The 15599-nt window shown below is 72.0% G+C and carries 20 protein-coding genes; 10 read left to right on the top strand and 10 right to left on the bottom strand.

Annotated elements, in window-relative coordinates:
- Nucleotides 1-75 precede the first annotated feature (75 nt).
- From AB0F62_RS10375 to AB0F62_RS10365, 3 genes are all read left to right on the top strand, one after another.
- Nucleotides 76-681 (top strand): 2'-5' RNA ligase family protein, encoded by a 606-nt coding sequence (locus AB0F62_RS10375; RefSeq protein WP_361794893.1) that lies wholly within the window; start codon nt 76-78, stop codon nt 679-681.
- A 156-nt stretch (nt 682-837) separates the two neighbouring features.
- The gene (locus tag AB0F62_RS10370; RefSeq protein WP_361794890.1) at nt 838-2238 is read left to right on the top strand and encodes a pyridoxal-dependent decarboxylase; all 1401 of its coding nucleotides are present in this window, start codon (nt 838-840) and stop codon (nt 2236-2238) included.
- Nucleotides 2239-2271: 33 nt separating this feature from the next.
- A complete protein-coding gene (locus AB0F62_RS10365; RefSeq protein WP_361794887.1) occupies nt 2272-3198 on the top strand; it encodes a YihY/virulence factor BrkB family protein in 927 nt (308 codons plus the stop codon).
- A 61-nt stretch (nt 3199-3259) separates the two neighbouring features.
- On the opposite strand, the gene AB0F62_RS10360 is transcribed toward AB0F62_RS10365, so the two are convergent.
- Together AB0F62_RS10360 and AB0F62_RS10355 are read right to left on the bottom strand one after the other, a co-directional pair.
- Entirely contained in the window at nt 3260-3832 is a 573-nt protein-coding gene (locus AB0F62_RS10360) for a 3'-5' exonuclease (protein WP_361794884.1), read from the bottom strand.
- Complete coding sequence (locus AB0F62_RS10355; RefSeq protein WP_361794881.1) at nt 3808-4290, bottom strand: ATP-binding protein; 483 nt, start codon at nt 4288-4290, stop codon at nt 3808-3810. The genes AB0F62_RS10360 and AB0F62_RS10355 overlap by 25 nt, the downstream gene beginning before the upstream one ends.
- A 97-nt stretch (nt 4291-4387) precedes the next feature.
- Between AB0F62_RS10355 and AB0F62_RS10350 the strand changes: the two genes are divergently transcribed.
- Both AB0F62_RS10350 and AB0F62_RS10345 read left to right on the top strand, forming a co-directional pair.
- Nucleotides 4388-5170, top strand: a complete 783-nt coding sequence (locus tag AB0F62_RS10350; protein ID WP_361794999.1) for a helix-turn-helix transcriptional regulator — start codon at nt 4388-4390, stop codon at nt 5168-5170.
- Nucleotides 5167-5370 carry a DUF397 domain-containing protein gene (locus AB0F62_RS10345; RefSeq protein WP_361794878.1) on the top strand — a complete coding sequence of 68 codons (204 nt, stop codon included), beginning with the start codon at nt 5167-5169 and terminating at the stop codon, nt 5368-5370. The genes AB0F62_RS10350 and AB0F62_RS10345 overlap by 4 nt, the downstream gene beginning before the upstream one ends.
- On the opposite strand, the gene AB0F62_RS10340 is transcribed toward AB0F62_RS10345, so the two are convergent.
- The 3 genes from AB0F62_RS10340 to AB0F62_RS10330 form a co-directional block, all read right to left on the bottom strand.
- Complete coding sequence (locus AB0F62_RS10340; RefSeq protein ID WP_361794875.1) at nt 5339-5737, bottom strand: DoxX family protein; 399 nt, start codon at nt 5735-5737, stop codon at nt 5339-5341. The genes AB0F62_RS10345 and AB0F62_RS10340 overlap by 32 nt on opposite strands.
- 65 nt (nt 5738-5802) lie before the next feature.
- Nucleotides 5803-6021, bottom strand: a complete 219-nt coding sequence (locus AB0F62_RS10335; protein WP_361794872.1) for a hypothetical protein — start codon at nt 6019-6021, stop codon at nt 5803-5805.
- 346 nt (nt 6022-6367) lie between these two features.
- Complete coding sequence (locus tag AB0F62_RS10330) at nt 6368-7831, bottom strand: D-alanyl-D-alanine carboxypeptidase (protein WP_361794996.1); 1464 nt, start codon at nt 7829-7831, stop codon at nt 6368-6370.
- Between the two features lie 225 nt (nt 7832-8056).
- On the opposite strand from AB0F62_RS10330, the gene AB0F62_RS10325 reads away from it, so the two are divergent.
- From AB0F62_RS10325 to AB0F62_RS10315, 3 genes are all read left to right on the top strand, one after another.
- Nucleotides 8057-8305, top strand: coding sequence for a hypothetical protein (locus tag AB0F62_RS10325; protein ID WP_361794869.1), 249 nt, complete (start codon nt 8057-8059; stop codon nt 8303-8305).
- Nucleotides 8302-9597: a metallophosphoesterase gene (locus tag AB0F62_RS10320; protein WP_361794866.1), complete on the top strand. Its 1296-nt coding sequence runs from the start codon at nt 8302-8304 to the stop codon at nt 9595-9597. Before AB0F62_RS10325 ends, AB0F62_RS10320 begins: the two co-directional genes overlap by 4 nt.
- A gap of 118 nt (nt 9598-9715) precedes the next feature.
- Nucleotides 9716-10120 (top strand): ATP-binding protein, encoded by a 405-nt coding sequence (locus AB0F62_RS10315; protein ID WP_361794993.1) that lies wholly within the window; start codon nt 9716-9718, stop codon nt 10118-10120.
- 63 nt (nt 10121-10183) lie between these two features.
- Here the strand turns inward: AB0F62_RS10315 and AB0F62_RS10310 are convergent, their stop codons facing one another.
- From AB0F62_RS10310 to AB0F62_RS10300, 3 genes are all read right to left on the bottom strand, one after another.
- Nucleotides 10184-10804, bottom strand: coding sequence for a TetR family transcriptional regulator (locus AB0F62_RS10310; protein ID WP_361794990.1), 621 nt, complete (start codon nt 10802-10804; stop codon nt 10184-10186).
- 97 nt (nt 10805-10901) lie between these two features.
- Nucleotides 10902-11438 (bottom strand): DCC1-like thiol-disulfide oxidoreductase family protein, encoded by a 537-nt coding sequence (locus tag AB0F62_RS10305; RefSeq protein ID WP_361794863.1) that lies wholly within the window; start codon nt 11436-11438, stop codon nt 10902-10904.
- Between the two features lie 5 nt (nt 11439-11443).
- Nucleotides 11444-11854 carry a hypothetical protein gene (locus tag AB0F62_RS10300; RefSeq protein ID WP_361794860.1) on the bottom strand — a complete coding sequence of 137 codons (411 nt, stop codon included), beginning with the start codon at nt 11852-11854 and terminating at the stop codon, nt 11444-11446.
- Between the two features lie 507 nt (nt 11855-12361).
- Here AB0F62_RS10300 and AB0F62_RS10295 point away from each other — a divergent pair.
- Complete coding sequence (locus tag AB0F62_RS10295) at nt 12362-12805, top strand: DUF4234 domain-containing protein (protein ID WP_361794857.1); 444 nt, start codon at nt 12362-12364, stop codon at nt 12803-12805.
- 108 nt (nt 12806-12913) lie between these two features.
- Here AB0F62_RS10295 and AB0F62_RS10290 read toward each other — a convergent pair whose 3' ends face one another.
- Both AB0F62_RS10290 and AB0F62_RS10285 read right to left on the bottom strand, forming a co-directional pair.
- On the bottom strand, nt 12914-13330 hold the full coding sequence (locus tag AB0F62_RS10290; RefSeq protein ID WP_361794854.1) for a DUF3592 domain-containing protein: 417 nt from the start codon (nt 13328-13330) through the stop codon (nt 12914-12916).
- Nucleotides 13331-13410: 80 nt separating this feature from the next.
- Nucleotides 13411-14586, bottom strand: a complete 1176-nt coding sequence (locus AB0F62_RS10285; RefSeq protein ID WP_361794851.1) for a D-alanyl-D-alanine carboxypeptidase — start codon at nt 14584-14586, stop codon at nt 13411-13413.
- Between the two features lie 127 nt (nt 14587-14713).
- Between AB0F62_RS10285 and AB0F62_RS10280 the strand changes: the two genes are divergently transcribed.
- Entirely contained in the window at nt 14714-15598 is an 885-nt protein-coding gene (locus tag AB0F62_RS10280; RefSeq protein ID WP_361794848.1) for a hypothetical protein, read from the top strand.
- The last annotated feature ends 1 nt before the right edge of the window (nt 15599 follow it).

Raw genomic sequence — 15599 nt, 5'->3', positions numbered from 1 at the left:
CACTGGCAGGTGACGCAGTGGTGTCGTACGGCGTGCGTACGATGCCTCGGACCGACCCGGGGAAGGGGTGAACACGTGGGAACCCGCATGATCGGCGTGTCGATCGCGGTCCCCGAGCCTTACGGCAGCCTGCTGCAGCGGCGCCGCGCCGGCTACGGAGACCCGCTGGCGCACTGCATCCCCACCCATGTCACGCTGCTCCCGCCCACCGAGGTGGACACGGCGCTGCTCCCGGCCTTCCGGGAGCATCTCACCGAGGTCGCCGCCACCGGCCGCGCCTTCCCGATGCGGCTGGAGGGGACGGCGACCTTCCGGCCGGTGACCCCGGTGGTCTACGTCGAGCTCGTCCAGGGCGGTCTCGACTGCGCCGAGCTCCAGGAACGCGTCCGCTCCGGTCCCGTCCGGCGTGAGCTGCAGTTCCCGTACCACCCGCACGTCACCATCGGCCACGGCATCCCCGACGAGGAGCTGGACCGCGCCCAGCTGGACCTGGCGGACTTCGCCGCCACCTGGACCGCCGGCTCCTTCGCCCTGTACGAGCAGGACGAGAAGGGCGTCTGGCGCAGCCTGTGGGACTACCCCCTCGGCAGCGGCGGCCCCGGGCCCCGGCTGGTGCCGCACCAGCCGAGTGCCTGCGAGCCGCTCAGTCCGGCTCCCGCAGGCGGCACACCGCACGTCTGAGCACGTCCGGGGCGGCCGTGAACGGCGGCCCCGGACGCGCGTGAGTGTCGCCCGGCCCGCGGAGATCCGCGGGCCTGGGCGCAACCACGGGTGACCGGTCCGGTTTCCCCCGAGTGGACCGCGATCCCGGTACGGCCTCCTGCCTACGCTGCGTCCATGCATCCCACACTCGCCGCGGACCGCGCGCACCTTCCCGAACTCCTGCAGTCGGTACGGGATCTGGCCGCCCGCGAACTGGCCGCCGTCGACGACCGCCCGGCCGCCCGCCCGGGGCCCGCGCCCCTGCCACTGCCGCCGCCCCTCACGGGGACCGGCGCCGAGGGCGCGCTCGCGCTCTTCGCCCAGCGGTGGGCACCCGGCTTCTCGGGCAGCGCCGGACCCCGCTACCTGGGCTTCGTCACCGGGGGAGCGACCCCCGCCGCCATCGCGGGGGACTGGCTCACCAGCACCTACGACCAGAACACCTCCGTGGGCGGCGACTCGTCCGCGTCCGCCCTGGAACGCGAGACGCTCGGCTGGCTGCGCGGGATGATCGGCCTCGGCGAGGCGCACAGCGGTGCCTTCGTCACGGGCGCGACCGTCTCCAACACCGTGGGCCTGGCCGTGGCGCGGGAGTGGCTCGGCGAACGGCTGGGGGTGTCCGTGTCCCGTGACGGGCTGGGCGCGCTCGGCCCGGTGACGGTGCTGTCGGGCACCCCGCACTCCAGCATCGACAAGTCCCTGTCCGTGCTCGGCCTCGGGCGGTCGTCCCTCACCCGCGTGCCCGTGCTGCCCGGAGGGCGCGAGGCGGTGGACGTCGACCGCCTCGCGGCGGCGCTGGAGGCGCTGGAGGGCCGTCCGGCCGTCGTGGTGGCCAACGCCGGCACCGTCAACACCGTCGACTTCGACGACCTGCGCGCGATCGCCGTCCTGAAGGAGCGTCACGACTTCTGGCTCCACGTCGACGCCGCGTTCGGCGGCTTCGCCGCGCTGTCGCCCTCGTACGCGCACCTGACCGACGGCATCGACGCCGCCGACTCCGTCTGCCTCGACCTCCACAAATGGCTGAACGTTCCCTATGACGCGGCCGTGCAGTTCACCCGCCGACAGGACCTGCAGGTGCGGGTCTTCCACAACGCCTCGCCCTACCTGGGCGTGCCCGCCCTCCCCGACCCGGACTTCCTCCACCTGACCCCGGAGAACTCCCGCCGTCTGCGCGCCCTCGCCGCCTGGTTCGCCCTCACCGCCTACGGCAGCGAGGGCCACCGCGAGGTCGTCGAACGCAACGCCGCCTGTGCGCGGCGCCTGGGCGAGCGCATCGAGGCCGACCCCCGCCTGCGACTCCTCGCGCCCGTCCGGCTCAACGTCGTCTGCTTCACCCTCGCCGGCGAGGCCTCGGCCGAGCGCGTCGACGCGTTCGTCCGCGCCGTCGCCGCCTCCGGGGAGGCGTTCCTCACCCCGACGGTCCTCCACGGTGTGCCCGCCGTGCGGGCCGCCTTCAGCAACTGGCGTACATCAGCGACCGACACGGACCGCGTCCTGGACGCGATCATCGCCGCGACGGCAACCGCCGCCTAGAGTGCACGTCGTGACGGAGGGTAGGCGCGCGGTATGGAATGGCTGACTCGGCTCCCAGTGATCGGACCGTGGATCGCGCGGGTCATGCGCACCCACGCCTGGCGTACCTACGAGCATCTGGAGAGCGTCCACTGGACACGGCTCGCCGCCGCCATCACCTTCGTCAGCTTCGTCGCGCTCTTCCCGCTGCTGACCGTCGGCGCCGCGGTCGGCGCGGCCCTGCTGTCCCCCGGCCGGCTCAAGGAGTTGGAGGACAAGCTGGCCGACCAGGTCCCCGGCATCGCCGACCAGCTCAACATCGGCGGGCTCGTCGACAACGCCGGCACGGTGGGCGCCATCGCCGCCGTCCTGCTGGTCCTCACCGGCGTCAGCTGGGTGGGTGCCCTGCGCGACTGCCTGCGCGCGGTCTGGCACAAGGACGACGAGCCCGCCAACCCGTTCGTCCGGAAGCTCAAGGACTTCGGCGTCCTGGTCGGCCTGGGGGCCGTCGCCCTGCTCTCCGTCGCCTGCTCGGCCCTCGCCGGCACCGCGGTCGGGCGCCTCGGCGACGCCATCGGCCTCGACCGGCACGGACCCGGGCGCGCCCTGCTGTCGGTGGCCGGATTCTGCATCGCCGTCCTCGTGGACCTGCTGATCCTCGCCTACCTGCTCACCCTGCTGCCCGGGGTCACCCCGAACCGGCGCGACGTCCTCGTCGCGAGCCTCATCGGTGCGATCGGCTTCGAGGTGCTGAAGCTGCTCATCAGCGGCTATCTGCAGAGCGTGGCCACCAAGAGCATGTACGGCGCCTTCGGCGTGCCCATCGCGCTGCTGCTGTGGATCAACTTCACGGCGAAGTTGCTGCTGTACTGCGCCGCGTGGACGGCGACCCCGCACAGCGCGGAGATCGCCGCCACCGCGGGGAAGGACGGGCCGGGAGAGCCGGACGGCGAGCGGCCCGGGCGGCCCGAGACGGCCTGACGCGGGAAGGCGCGGAAGGCGCGGAAGGCGCGGGAAGGCACGGGAAGGCGCCCGCCCACGGTCAGTTGACGGGCGACCCCGGCCAGGCGCCCCGGCGTACCAGGTCGACGACGAGGGCGGCCACGTTCCACGCGTCGTCCTCGCCGCGGTGGTGGCGGCCTTCGAGGGGCAGCCCGGCGAGATGGAGCGCGTCCGCCATGCCGGGGCGCTTGGCGAGTCCGTGGGCCTGGGTGAAGAGCGTCTTGACGTTGGTGTGCCGACCGCCGAACGGGTACGTCGTGCCGGTCGCGCGGCACTGGCGGTTGAACTGGTGGCGGTCGTAGTCGCCCCAACTGGCCCAGCCGCGTGCCCCCGCGCGGTGCTCGACTGCGAGCAGCTTGCAGGCGTCCGCGAAGTCCAGGCCGGAGTCCACATCGGCCTGCGTGAGGCCGGTCAGCTGCGTGCAGAAGGGACTCACGGCCGAGCGCGCCGGCCGCACGAGAACGCGGTGGCGGGCGACGCGCTCACCCGCGTGGAGGTCCACGACGGTCAGCCCGATCTCGATGATCTCGCTCACCGAGCCCTGCGGCGGCTCGCCGTCCCAGCACGTCGCCTCGACGTCGATGACGTTCAGGAGTCCCAGGTCACTGTCCATGGCGCGAACCCTACGTCGAGATCCGGCCACTGGTCACTACTGTTTACGCATTGTTTTGTCACTCTGAGTTCGAACCAGACCGCTTTGCCGATGCCATACGGCCGAGGTTGAACGTTCCACGCGTCGGCGAGCGTTTCCACGAGCGCCAGACCCCGCCCGGACTCATCGCTCGCCGACACCCGCCGCGGGACGGGAAGGCCGTCGCCCGCGTCGCACACCTCCACCCGCAGAACCCCCGAGGCCAGGGCGGCGCGCGCGGCGATCCGGCGGTCCGGCGGGACGCGCGCATGCCGGACGGCGTTGCTCATCAGCTCGCTGAGCAGCAGGACCGCGGTCTCCACCGCATCCGGGGGCAGGCCCCACACCTCGGCCTGCTCCCGCAGCCTGGCACGGGCCCGGCCGACGCTGCGCGGGTGGCGCGAAAACCACCACTCGACAGGGGGAGTTGTCTCGTTCATGGCTCAAAAGTGCAGGTCGGAGCGTACGCTCGGGAGTAGCGGCGCGAGTACGGAGGGTGGTTGTACCCGAGTGGCGAGTGACGTGTCCCCGCCCCCGATGGCGTGGCGGTACTGCGGAAACCAGGTCAAGCTCTGGCGCGAACACGCGGGCGTCACACGCGAGCGGCTGGCCGACGAGGCGGGGTACGGCTACGAGACCGTCAAGTCGATGGAGCAGGGGCGGCGCCGCCCGACGCAGCGGCTGCTTCAGGTCGCCGACGGGCTCTGCGGTGCGCAGGGCAAACTGACGGCGGCGGAGGCGTTCCTCGCCCCGGAGAGGTACCCGTCCTATGCGCGCGACTACATGCGGTACGAGGCCGAGGCGATCGCCGTCAACTGGTACGAGAGCCAGTACATCCCGGGGCTCCTGCAGAGCGAGGCGTACGTGCGCACGCTGCTCTCGTCGCATTGGCCGCCACTGGACGAGGAGACGCTCGAGGAACGGGTGGCGGCGCGGCTGGAACGCCAGTTGATGCTGGACAGCCGAACCCGATCGTTCAGCTTCGTGGTCGAGGAGTCGGCGCTGCGTTCCTTCGCGGACCGCGACGCGCACAGGGAGCAGCTGCGGACTCTGCTCGTGCGGGGGCGGGCCCGGAACATCACCATCCAGGTCATGCCTGCCGACCGAGGGCTCCATCCCGGTCTGCACGGTCCGTTCGTCTTGCTGGAAACGGCCGACCATCAGCGCTTGGTCTACGAGGAGGGGCAGACCACGGGAATCCTCTATGCGGACCCGGGAAGGGTCAGTATCGTCATGCGGCGTCACGACATGATCACCCGCCAGGCTCTCGGGCCAGAGGAGTCCGCGCGGTTCATCGAGGACCTGGCGGAGGAACCTTGAGTGTCGGGCTCGTGTGGTTCACGTCCAGCTACAGCAACTCCGAGGGCGGAGCGTGCGTCGAGGTCGCCTTCGGCCGCGGCGCGGTCCTGGTGCGGGACTCCAAGGACCGGGCCGGGGCTGGGCTGGCCTTCAGCCCGGAGGCGTGGGCCGACTTCGTGGCGTACGCGGTCACGCGCGGCGCAGCCGACGCCAGGCGATGATCCCCATGAGGGCGCCGATGACGAGGGGCGTGGCGGCGTTCTTCCCGTCGAAGTACCCGATCTGGAAGGCGAACGCGCCGACCATCAGGCCGATGAAGGCCACCGCGGCGATCCCGGCCAGGCGCGGGACGACGAGACCGATGGCGCCGGCGAGTTCGAGGGCGCCGATGAGGTACATGAACCAGCTGCCGTAGCCGATCGTGTCGAAGCTCTCGACGGCCGAGGAGTGCGCGATGAGCTTCGGCGTCGCGCTGGCGATCGCGAAGAACAGGGCGAGCAGGATCTGCAGCGCCCACACGGCGGAGTTCGCGCGGCTGCGGCTGCGGCTGCGGTCGAGGGACGGAGCGGTCGTGTCGGTGGCGGTCATCGTGGTCTCCTCCGGTATCGGGTGTACGCAGAGGTGGACCGGCGGGCCGCCCGGAACTCATCGCCTCAGCGCAGGAAATGCGCGACCGTGAACCACGCGGCGGCCAGCACCAGCACGGTGACGAGGATGTACCCCACCAGGTAGACCCCGGCGAGGACCGCCGCGGGGGCGGCGATCGTCCAGCCGGCGCGTCCGGCGGGGGTCTTGGCCCGGAAGGCCGAGCGGAGGCAGTAGGCGACCGCGACGAGGCTCAGGGCGAGCCCGATGACCGACAACATGCCCATGGCGTGCTCCTCTTCCGGTACCGGTTGCCTGATACCTGGGTACCGGCCGGTCCGCCCGCACGGCAGGGGGCGGTCGCAGCGGGGTGGGCGCACGAGCCGCACGTGCGCCGTCGAGCGCCCCCCGGCCGGGGGATCCGGTGCGCACGGCGCGAGACACGAATCAGGCCGGTGGCGGAAGCCACCGGCCTGATTCCGACCGCAGGACCGACGGGAACGATCTTTCGGTCGGCGCCGACCCTAACGCCGTGCCGCGGGCTCGCGGACCGGGACCCCACAGATCCGGCCATATCGCCTCAGCGGAATACGGCGTCCGGCACGGGAGGGTTGTGACGGGTGTGACGGGCGGTCAGGACGACCGGTCCGCCGAGGCGCCGGCCTGCTCCGCGGCCGTCTTCTCCGTCGCCTCTGCTTCCGCCGCCTTGCCCTCCTTGCCCTCCTTGCCCGTCTTCTCCGGCGCCTTCGCCGTATCGGCCGTCTCTGCCTTCTTCGCGTTCTCCGGGGCCGCCGACTTCTCCGGCTCCGCCGACTCCGCGGCCGCGGGCTTCGCCGGGGCGTCGTCGCCGGGCTTGGTGGGCGCGGGGATGGCGACCGTCGGCCGCTGCGGCAGCGGCCAGCGTCGCCGTACGAGGAAGGCCAGGGCGGCGACGACCAGGGCGGAGCCGCCGGTGATGGCGAGGGCCGTCCAGACCCCGCCGCGGCCCGACGAGGCGTCCGCGGCGGTCGCCCGGGCCGACGCCTTGGCGCTGGGCGTGGCGGAGGCCGACGGGGCGGCGGAGGGGATGGCGGACTTCGGGGGCACCAGGGTGCCCACGGGGGTGACCATGCCGTCGGCCTTGAAGCCCCAGTCGAGGAGCTTCGCGGCCTCCTTGTAGGCGACGTTGTGGCCCACTTCGGGGTGCATGACGGTCACGAGCAGCGTGCGGTCGCCGCGCTGCGCGACCCCGGTGAAGGTGTTGCCCGCATTGCTGGTGTAGCCGTTCTTCACGCCCGCGATGCCCTGGTACGACGCCAGGTCGCTGTCGCCGGTGAGCAGGCGGTTGGTGTTCTGTATCTCGAAGCTCTCGCGCTTCTTCGTGCTCTTCTTGCCGTTCTTGCCCTTCACCGTCTTCCACTTGCCGGGGAACTTGGCGCTCACGGTCGAGCAGTACTCGCGGAAGTCCGCGTTCTGCAGGCCGGAGCGGGCGAAGAGGGTGAGGTCGTACGCCGAGGAGACCTGGCCGGGCATGTCGTAGCCGTCCGGGGAGATCACGGTGGTGTCGTTCGCCTGCAGGTCCGCGGCCTTGCGCTGCATCTCCAGGACGGTCGCGTCGACGCCGCCGTTCATCGAGGCGAGCACGTGGACGGCGTCGTTGCCGGAGCGGAGGAAGACACCGAGCCACAGGTCGTGGACGGAGTAGGAGAGGTTCTCCTTTATGCCCACGAGGCTGCTGCCCGCGCCGACGCCGTCGAGGTCGGAGAGGAGCACCTTGTGCGTCTGCGACTTCTCGAACTTCGGCAGCAGCGTGTCCGCGAAGAGCATTTTCAGCGTGCTGGCGGGCGGCAGCTTCCAATGGGCGTTGTGGGAGGCCAGGACCTGCCCCGTCTCGGCGTCCGAGACGATCCACGACCGTGCCGTGAGCTTCTCGGGCAGCGCGGGAGCTCCGGTGAGCGGGCTGACCTGGGTGCCGGGGAGTCCCAGCCGCTCGCCGCCGACGCTCGACATCTGTGCGGGCGGCGTCGGTGAGGACGAGGGGGAGGGGGTCTTCGCGTGCGCGCCGGGCGCGGTGGTCAGGGCCGTGCCGCAGGCGAGTGCGAGGGCGGTCAGGGCCATGGCGGGGCGGCGCGCGGCGCGGAGGGAGGAGTTCGGCACGGTGAGAAGTTACAGGCCGTTTGTGACCGGCGGCAGGCATGGGGGGCGGATCGGGCCGTGACCGATCCCACGTCCCGGATGTGCAACCGGGCAGTGCCGGCGGGCGTCTTGGGGCGAGGTTCCGCGGCACGGCCCGCCCGGCCACCCTGGCGGAGGGGGCCGCGCGGTTGCCCGCATACTGGTCGCATGAAGCTCAGCCGCCCCGTGTCCTGGTTCCTGACCGCCTTCGGGGTGTGGAGCTGGATCGTATGGACGACATTCGTCAAGAACCTGTGGAAGGACGCCAGCGGGCTCGCCTTCGAGGGCGGTGACCACGGCTCGCCCACCGCGTACTTCTGGGTGCATCTCGCGCTGGCGATCACCTCGCTCGTGCTCGGCACCGCGATCGGCGTCATCGGTGTCCGCGGACTGAGAGCCCTGCGGGCGGGACGGTGATCCTCGTCGCGGTAGCCGTCGTCGCGCTCGTCCTGGCCCTCTTCGGCGGGGTGCACTACTACCTGTGGCGGCGGCTGGTCCGCGACGTGTCCGCGCCGGGCGGCCGGTGGCGGCGCGCCGGGACGGTCCTGGCGATCGTGCTGCCGCTGTTGAGCCTGGGCGCGCTGGTCGGCGGGCGGGCACTGCCGCTCGCGGCGGAGCGGTGGCTCGCCTGGCCGGGGTATGTGTGGCTGGCGGTGCTGCTCTACCTGACGCTCGCGGTGCTGGTGGGCGAGGCCGTACGGCCGCTGCTGCGCGGGGTGCTGGAGCGGAGGGACCGGGCCCGGAGCGTGACGGGGGCGGGGGAGGCCGCCCCGCGGGCGCAGGTACCGTCGCCGTCACCGGCGCCGCAGTCCGAGCCGCAGCCACAGTTCGAGTCGCATTCGGAGGCAGCGGTCGCGGTTGCGGTCGCCGCCCCTGCCGCCGGGCCGACACGTCGGCTCTTCGTCGCCCGTACCGTCGGAGCCGCGGCGGCCGTGGCCGCGGGGGCGACCGTCGGCCACGGCATGTACGGCGTGCTGCGCGGTCCCCGGCTGAAGTACGTCACCGTGCCGCTCGCCAAGCTCCCGGCGAGCGCGGACGGCTACCGGATCGCCGTGGTGAGCGACATCCACCTCGGCCCGATCCTCGGCAAGGCCCACACCCAGCGGATCGTGGACACGATCAACGGGGCCTGTCCGGATCTCGTCACCATCGTCGGCGACCTGGTCGACGGATCGGTGCAGGAACTGGGCGCCGCGGCGGAGCCGCTGGCCCGGCTCCGGGCACGGGACGGAAGCTATTTCGTCACCGGCAACCACGAGTACTTCTCCGGTGCCGCGCCCTGGATCGACTTCGTCCGTGACCTGGGCGTTCACCCGCTGGAGAACGCCCGCACCGAACTCGCCGGCTTCGACCTGGCCGGGGTCAACGACATCAGCGGCGCGAACCATCAGGCCGCCCCCGACTTCACCAAGGCGCTCGGCGACCGGGACACCTCGCGCGCGGTCGTGCTCCTCGCCCATCAGCCGGTGATGATCGAGGAGGCGGTCCGGCACCACGTCGACCTGCAGTTGTCCGGGCACACCCACGGCGGGCAGCTGTGGCCCGGCAACTACGTCGCGGAACTGGCCAATCCCACCGTGGCGGGACTGGAGGCGTACGGCGACACCCAGCTGTACGTGACGCGTGGCGCCGGTGCCTGGGGTCCGCCGGTCCGGGTGGGCGCGCCCTCGGACATCACGATCGTGACCCTCGCCTCCCCGAACGGCTGAATTTGGCCGGAAAGCGCTCACCGAGTGCGAACAATCTGACACGGAGCGCATTCCCCGCGTCGAAACTGGTAAGGGATGGCGCAACGGAAGGGGGGCGTTCGCTCATGGGGAGAGTGACCTGATGAGGCGCAGTGCGTTCCGGCTGCCACGGCACCCGACGTCGGTCGGGCTGGCACGGCACCGCGTACGTGATCACCTCGAGGGCTGGGAGCAGGAGGACGGGACCGTCGAGTCCGTCGTCCTGGTCGTGTCGGAACTGGCGACCAACGCGGTACGGCACAGTCCGCTCCTGGAGCGGGAGTTCGAGGTGGCGGTGACCGTGCTGGCCGACGGCTCGTGCGTCGTCGAGGTCTCCGACGGCGGCGCACAAGTCCGCCCCGTCCCCCGCGACGCGGGGGACGGCGACGAGTCGGGCCGCGGTCTGCGGCTGGTGCAGGCGCTGTCGGACACCTGGGGCGTCCGCGAGCGCGGCCGCTACGGCAAGACGGTCTGGGCGGTGCTGGCGGAGCCCGCCGTGAGCTGACCGGACGCGAGCCGGCGGCCGCGTGCGCCCCGTTCCCCGCCGCCGCGGGGGCCGCGCCGGGCCTCAGCGCTCGAAGAGGAACTCCGAGAGCAGCTCCCGGATCTCGCGCACGATCGGCCGCAGCAGCCGGTAGCGGGAGAGCCGCAGGACGCGAGCGCCGAGCGGGGCGGTGCGCGCGACCAGCCGGCGGGTGCGCTCGGTGTCGGGGGAGTGGTCGAAGACCCAGTAGACGACGATGCCCATCTGGTACATCCACATCAGTTCCGGCAGGACTTGGGCGAGTTCCGCGTCGACCTTCGTGTCCGAGCCGGAGAGCACCCGTTCGTGGATGGAGATGGCGGCGTCACGGGCCGGGTGCGACTCGGGGGAGAAGGGACTCAGCGGGCTCGACGGGTCGGCGGCGTTCTTGAAGAACTGTGCGGCGAACTGGTGGTAGGGGCGGGCCACGTCGATCCAGGCGGTCATCACGGTGAGCAGCCGTGCCGCCAGGTCCCGGTCCCCACCGCCGTCCAGGACGCCCTGGACCGCTGCCTCGTGCTCGGCGGCGAGGCGGTCGTAGAAGCCCTGGACGAGGTGTTCCTTGCCCTCGAAGTAGTAGTAGGCGTTGCCGACCGAGACCCCGGCCTCCTTGGCGATGGCGCGCATCGTGGTCTTGTCGTAGCCCCGTTCCTCGAACAGCCTCATGGCCGTCTCGAGGATCAGGGCGCGCGTCTGCTCGCTCTTGGCGGGCCGGGGTGCTCCGGGGACCGTGCCGGGGGGTGCTTCTTCCACGTCCGTGAGCCTAACCGGGCGGGGCGCAGCCGTCCGCGCAGGCGTCCGGGGCGGGGCCCGCGGAGGTGTGCGTCCAGCCCAGCGCCGGGTCGTACGACCAGCCGTCGGCGGCCGCGTAGCCCCGCCCGCCCCAGCCGGTCGCGGCGGCTCCGCGGCCCCACTGCGCCTCGCGGAAACGGGCGGCGGCGAGCACGGCGGCGCGGGCGACCGGGGCCCCGGCGCGTGTGCTGAGGCGGTGCGCCATGGGCCGGTATTCGGCCAGCGCCCACAGGCAGACCAGCCAGGCGGCGTCGTCCCGGTAGATCTGCCCCGAGTCCCCGATGACGGTGATCTCGCGCAGGGTCGTGGCGTGGTCCAGTTCAGGGAAGCGGCGCCGCGCCTCCTCTGAGCCGACCGGGACGAGGTCCAGCGGCACGATCTGCCGTTGGCGTGCCAGCCAGCCGCGGACGAAGGAGCAGAGCGAGCAGTCGGGGTCGTACAGGACGGTCAGCCGGCGGACCGGCACCGGGGCCGCGGGAGCGGCCCCGGTCGCAGGGGTGTGGTCCATCGCCGTCAGACCCCGGGCCGCACGGGGCCGGTCCAGCCCTGCGGGCGGACGGGCGGGACCTGCTCGCGGTCCATGACGCCCCGGCGGCGGATCTTGTTGAGGACGTACACATTGCCCAGGTGCAGTACGCCGAGGACGAGGAGGACGACGCCGAGCTTGACCGAGAGCGCCTCGAACAGATCGCGGGAGTTCTCGACGGGGTCGGCGTTCTTCAGGTAGAGCGCGACGAAGCCGAGGTTGACGAGGTAGAAGCCGACCACCAGGAGATGGTTGACGGCCTCGGCGAGCTTCTCGTTCCCGTGGAGGACGTCCTCGAGGAAGATCCTGCCCGCCTTGCTGAGCGTCCGGGCCACCCACACCGTCAGCGCGATGCTGATGAGCAGGTAGATGACGTACGCGACGACCGTGAGGTCCATGGGTCCCACCCTTTTCGAACGTGTTCAAAACCCGTTGGCGATGACTGTAGACCTGTTTTTGAACATGTTCAAGCGCGATTCCCCGGTGGGTTCCCGGCATGCGAAGGCCCCCGCTCCCGGTGTCAGGAGCGGGGGCTCGCGGGGGGCTTCGGGGGGGGCTTCGGGCGGACGTGCCGGCCGGGCCCGCCGCGCGGCCGGCTTCGCGCGGTTCGCGCCCGGTCGGCGACGGGCGTCGGGCGGCGGGGCGGACCCGCGCCGCCGGCGGGGAACCCGTTGCCGGCTGCTCGGCGCCCTCTGCGCCGACGAGCGCCGGCACCTGTTCGACCTGCTGCGACGCATCCCGGCGGTCGCGGAGGAGGTTCGAACACAGGATCGGGGAAGAACCGACATCCTGTGCGAAATTTGTGAGCGTTCCCCGCTGACACGCTGCCGAACCGCCAAGTAGCTTTACCTTCTCTTCGGCACGCATCCGCTCCGTCACTGCCGAAGGCTCGACCTGGGGGCAGCATGTTCAACGAGGACCGCTACCGGACCCTCCCGTACCCGCGGGGACCCTTCCCGGGCTTCCCCGTATCGGCGCGCGCCGGACTCGCCACCCCTTCCGGCGACATGCGCCGCCCCGAGACGGTCTGGCTCCTCGGGCCCGCCACCCTCGGCGTGTACTGGCTCGTCTGGTACTACCGGGCCAACAGGGAACTGCGCGAGTTCGACCCCTGCATCAAGGTGTGCCCCGCACTCGCCGTCCTCGCCGTCAGCCTGGGCGCGCTGCTGCTCGTGCCGGCCGTCGTCTCGCTCTACAACACCGGCTGCCGCATCGCCCGCGCCCAGCGCCTCGCGGGCCTCCAGGACACGGTCTCGGGGCTGAAGGGACTGATGCTGGTGCCCGCGTTCGGGCTGACGTCGTTCTACTACCAGGAGCAGCTCAACCAGGTCTGGGTCGCCCGCAACTGACGGCCCGGCCCTCGGGCCGGGAGCGGCGCCCCGGACGGGTTCGCCCGCGGCGGCCGACGGACGCGTCAGCAGTACGTACGACAGCGGTCGGAGCGCCGCATGTCCGGGTCACAGGCTTTCCATGACCATCCATGCGGCGATGCAGCAGAGGGCCGTGCCGCCCAGAACGGCGTACACGCCGCCCGGACTCTTCCAGAGCCGTCTCCGCAGGGCGAAGGCCGGCATCGCCGTGGCGGGGTCCGCCGGGTCGTAGATGATGGTCGCGGTCGACTCGCCGGTGAAGCCGGGCGGGAGTGCCGCGCTCGCAAAGGTGGCGCGAAAGGTCCTTCCCTCACGTGTCGTGCAGGTCAGGACGTAGTCGGGCTTTCCCGGTTGACTCCACGTGCGGTCCACGCATTCGCCCTCCGTGGTGACCCCGTTCCGCGACATGGCCCTCCGCTTGAGTGCCTCCATTGCCGTCAACCGGATGAGGATCAATCCGAGCATGAATATGCAGGCTGCCATGAGAGCGGTGAATACCGGCATTTCTCCTCCGGGGTGAGGCAGTCCGGCGCGACATCGTACTGGCCGGGGGCCCGCATCGTGCCGGTGCCGGTGGTCGTCGCCTAGCGGGCGCGGCCCGAGCCGTCGCGTACGCGCCTCCGGACGTCGTCCCGGGCCGCCGCCCGCTGGGGCAGCGGACGACGCCGGATCGCCAGGATGAACCCGGCGACCGCCGCAACCAGGACGGTCTCCGCGGCCGGGCCGATCCAGGAGGACGCCTTCGAGCCGCCCGCCTGCGCGGGCCGCGGTCCTGGGTCGTCGCCGGGCGGGCCCCCGGCCAGCGCGCGCTCCTGGCTCAGCGTCGGCACCAGTCGGCCGACCGGCTCCACGCGGCCCAGCGCGTCGAACCCCCAGTCCAGCAGATCCGCCGCCTCCCGGTAGACCTCGTCGTACCCCGGCTCCGGGTGCATCACGGTCACCAGCAACGTGCGCCCGTCGCGCTCCGCCGCGCCGGTGAAGGTGTTCCCGGCGTGGCTGGTGTAGCCGTTCTTCACCCCGATCATGCCGGCGTAGTCGCCGAGCAGCCGGTTGGTGTTCTGGATCTCGAAGGTCGCGCCCTCTTCCCCGGGGAAGTGTGCGACCTGCGTCCGGCAGTAGTGCCTGAAATCCGGGTTCCGCAGCCCGGCCCGCGCGATGAGCGTCAGGTCGTACGCCGAGGACAGCTGGCCGGGGGTGTCGTAGCCGTCCGGGCTCACCACGTACGTGTCGTTCGCCTGCAACTCCCGCGCCCGCTCGCGCATCTCCCGGACCGTCTTCTCCACGCCGCCGTTCATCGAGCACAGCACGTGCACCGCGTCGTTCCCCGACCGAAGGAACACCCCCAGCCACAACTCCTCGACGGTGTAGGTGATCCCCGCCTCGATGCCGACGAGGCTGCTCCCGGCTCCTATGGCGGCCAGGTCCGCGTGCGTCACCTCGTGCCGCGTCCGCCGGTCGAAGCGCGGCAGCAACGTGTCCGCGAACAGCATCTTCAGCGTGCTCGCCGGAGGCAGCGGCCAGTGCGCGTTGTACGACGCCAGCACCTCGCCGGTGTCGGCGTCCGCCACGATCCACGACCGCGAGTTGGTCTCCGGCAGCCGCGGCGCCCCGGCCGCCACCTGCACCCCGCGCCGCCCGAGCCGCTCGCCGCCGACCACGGATCTGCCGGCCGCCGCGGCCTTCCCGGCGGGCAGCAGCGCGGCGGCCACGCCGAGCCCGAGGACGGCACGTCGCGGCGGTGTGGGGGGTGTCGCGGCCATGGGGGGAAGGTACAAGCTGCGACCCCCCACGACCGAACCATGGGCACGGCTGCGGACCCCCGGTCGGCCCAGCGCATACTGGGTGCCTTGATGCGAATGGGGGAAGGGCGGGAACCCGTTGCGCCGGATGCTGGCCGTGCACTTCGCACCGAGCGCCCTGTTCGTGGCGTACGCCTGGGCGTTGGGCCGGGCGGGTGCCTTCTCGGGCCGCGCCCGGTGGCACGACGCCCTCCCCGGCAGCCTCGTCTCGGCGGTGGCCACGCTGCTCGCGATCTCCGCCTGCGCCGCCCTGCTGGGCCTGCTGCTTCACCCCTTCCAGGTGCGGGCCGTCCGGGTGCTGGAGGGTTACTGGGACCGGTGGGGGCCGACGTCGCGGCTGGCGGAAGTGCTGGCGGAGCATCAGCGGCGCAGGTGGGCGGTGCTGTTCGACGCGACCACGCGTGAGGCAAAGGACGCCGCCGATCCGTCCGGCAAGAGCCTCCGGGAGCAGATACGTGAGCAGGACGCCGTCAGCAGGCTCGAACGCGATCGCCATCTGGCCGTTCGGCGTCTGTCCGCCCTTCCCCCCGGGAACGTGTTGCTGCCCACCGCCCTGGGAAACGCCCTGCGCGCCGGTGAATTGAGGGCCGGGGAGCGCTACGGACTGGCGACGCTGGCATCCTGGCCGCGCATCCTCCCGCAGGTCTCCGGCCGCCTGGCCGCCGCGCTGAGCTCGGCCCGGGACTCGCTGGACACCGCGGTGAACCTCTGCCACGCCTTCCTGGGCTGTTTCCTGCTCGGGGTGGTGGCGCTGTACGACGAACCGGGTCGGTGGTGGCTTCTCGCGGTGTTCGCCGTGGCCGCGGCCCTGGCGTACAAGGGGGCGGTGACGGCGGCCCAGGCATATACGGGGCTCATGTACGTCGTCTACGACCTGCACCGCTTCGACCTGGCCAAGGCGCTGGGTCACAAACTCCCCGACGCCGAGGACGAGTGGGGTCTGTTCCGGCGGATATCGGACGGCCTGAGATGAC

This window comes from Streptomyces sp. NPDC026673 (assembly GCF_040638135.1).
Taxonomy (GTDB): domain Bacteria; phylum Actinomycetota; class Actinomycetes; order Streptomycetales; family Streptomycetaceae; genus Actinacidiphila.
Note: the sequence above shows the minus strand (reverse complement) of the source record. Positions and strands in the feature narration are given on the sequence as shown.

Bases quoted from the DNA above. Each gene is read 5' to 3' on its own strand.
- AB0F62_RS10280 (WP_361794848.1), top strand. From the start codon at position 14,714: ATGCTGGCCGTGCACTTCGCACCGAGCGCCCTGTTCGTGGCGTACGCC.
- AB0F62_RS10350 (WP_361794999.1), top strand. From the start codon at position 4,388: ATGGCGTGGCGGTACTGCGGAAACCAGGTCAAGCTCTGGCGCGAACAC.
- AB0F62_RS10310 (WP_361794990.1), bottom strand. From the start codon at position 10,804: ATGAGGCTGTTCGAGGAACGGGGCTACGACAAGACCACGATGCGCGCC.
- AB0F62_RS10355 (WP_361794881.1), bottom strand. From the start codon at position 4,290: ATGAACGAGACAACTCCCCCTGTCGAGTGGTGGTTTTCGCGCCACCCG.
- AB0F62_RS10340 (WP_361794875.1), bottom strand. From the start codon at position 5,737: ATGACCGCCACCGACACGACCGCTCCGTCCCTCGACCGCAGCCGCAGC.
- AB0F62_RS10330 (WP_361794996.1), bottom strand. From the start codon at position 7,831: ATGGCCCTGACCGCCCTCGCACTCGCCTGCGGCACGGCCCTGACCACC.
- AB0F62_RS10290 (WP_361794854.1), bottom strand. From the start codon at position 13,330: ATGCCGGTATTCACCGCTCTCATGGCAGCCTGCATATTCATGCTCGGA.
- AB0F62_RS10335 (WP_361794872.1), bottom strand. From the start codon at position 6,021: ATGGGCATGTTGTCGGTCATCGGGCTCGCCCTGAGCCTCGTCGCGGTC.
- AB0F62_RS10295 (WP_361794857.1), top strand. From the start codon at position 12,362: ATGTTCAACGAGGACCGCTACCGGACCCTCCCGTACCCGCGGGGACCC.
- AB0F62_RS10360 (WP_361794884.1), bottom strand. From the start codon at position 3,832: ATGGACAGTGACCTGGGACTCCTGAACGTCATCGACGTCGAGGCGACG.
- AB0F62_RS10285 (WP_361794851.1), bottom strand. From the start codon at position 14,586: ATGGCCGCGACACCCCCCACACCGCCGCGACGTGCCGTCCTCGGGCTC.
- AB0F62_RS10325 (WP_361794869.1), top strand. From the start codon at position 8,057: ATGAAGCTCAGCCGCCCCGTGTCCTGGTTCCTGACCGCCTTCGGGGTG.
- AB0F62_RS10305 (WP_361794863.1), bottom strand. From the start codon at position 11,438: ATGGACCACACCCCTGCGACCGGGGCCGCTCCCGCGGCCCCGGTGCCG.
- AB0F62_RS10370 (WP_361794890.1), top strand. From the start codon at position 838: ATGCATCCCACACTCGCCGCGGACCGCGCGCACCTTCCCGAACTCCTG.
- AB0F62_RS10365 (WP_361794887.1), top strand. From the start codon at position 2,272: ATGGAATGGCTGACTCGGCTCCCAGTGATCGGACCGTGGATCGCGCGG.
- AB0F62_RS10300 (WP_361794860.1), bottom strand. From the start codon at position 11,854: ATGGACCTCACGGTCGTCGCGTACGTCATCTACCTGCTCATCAGCATC.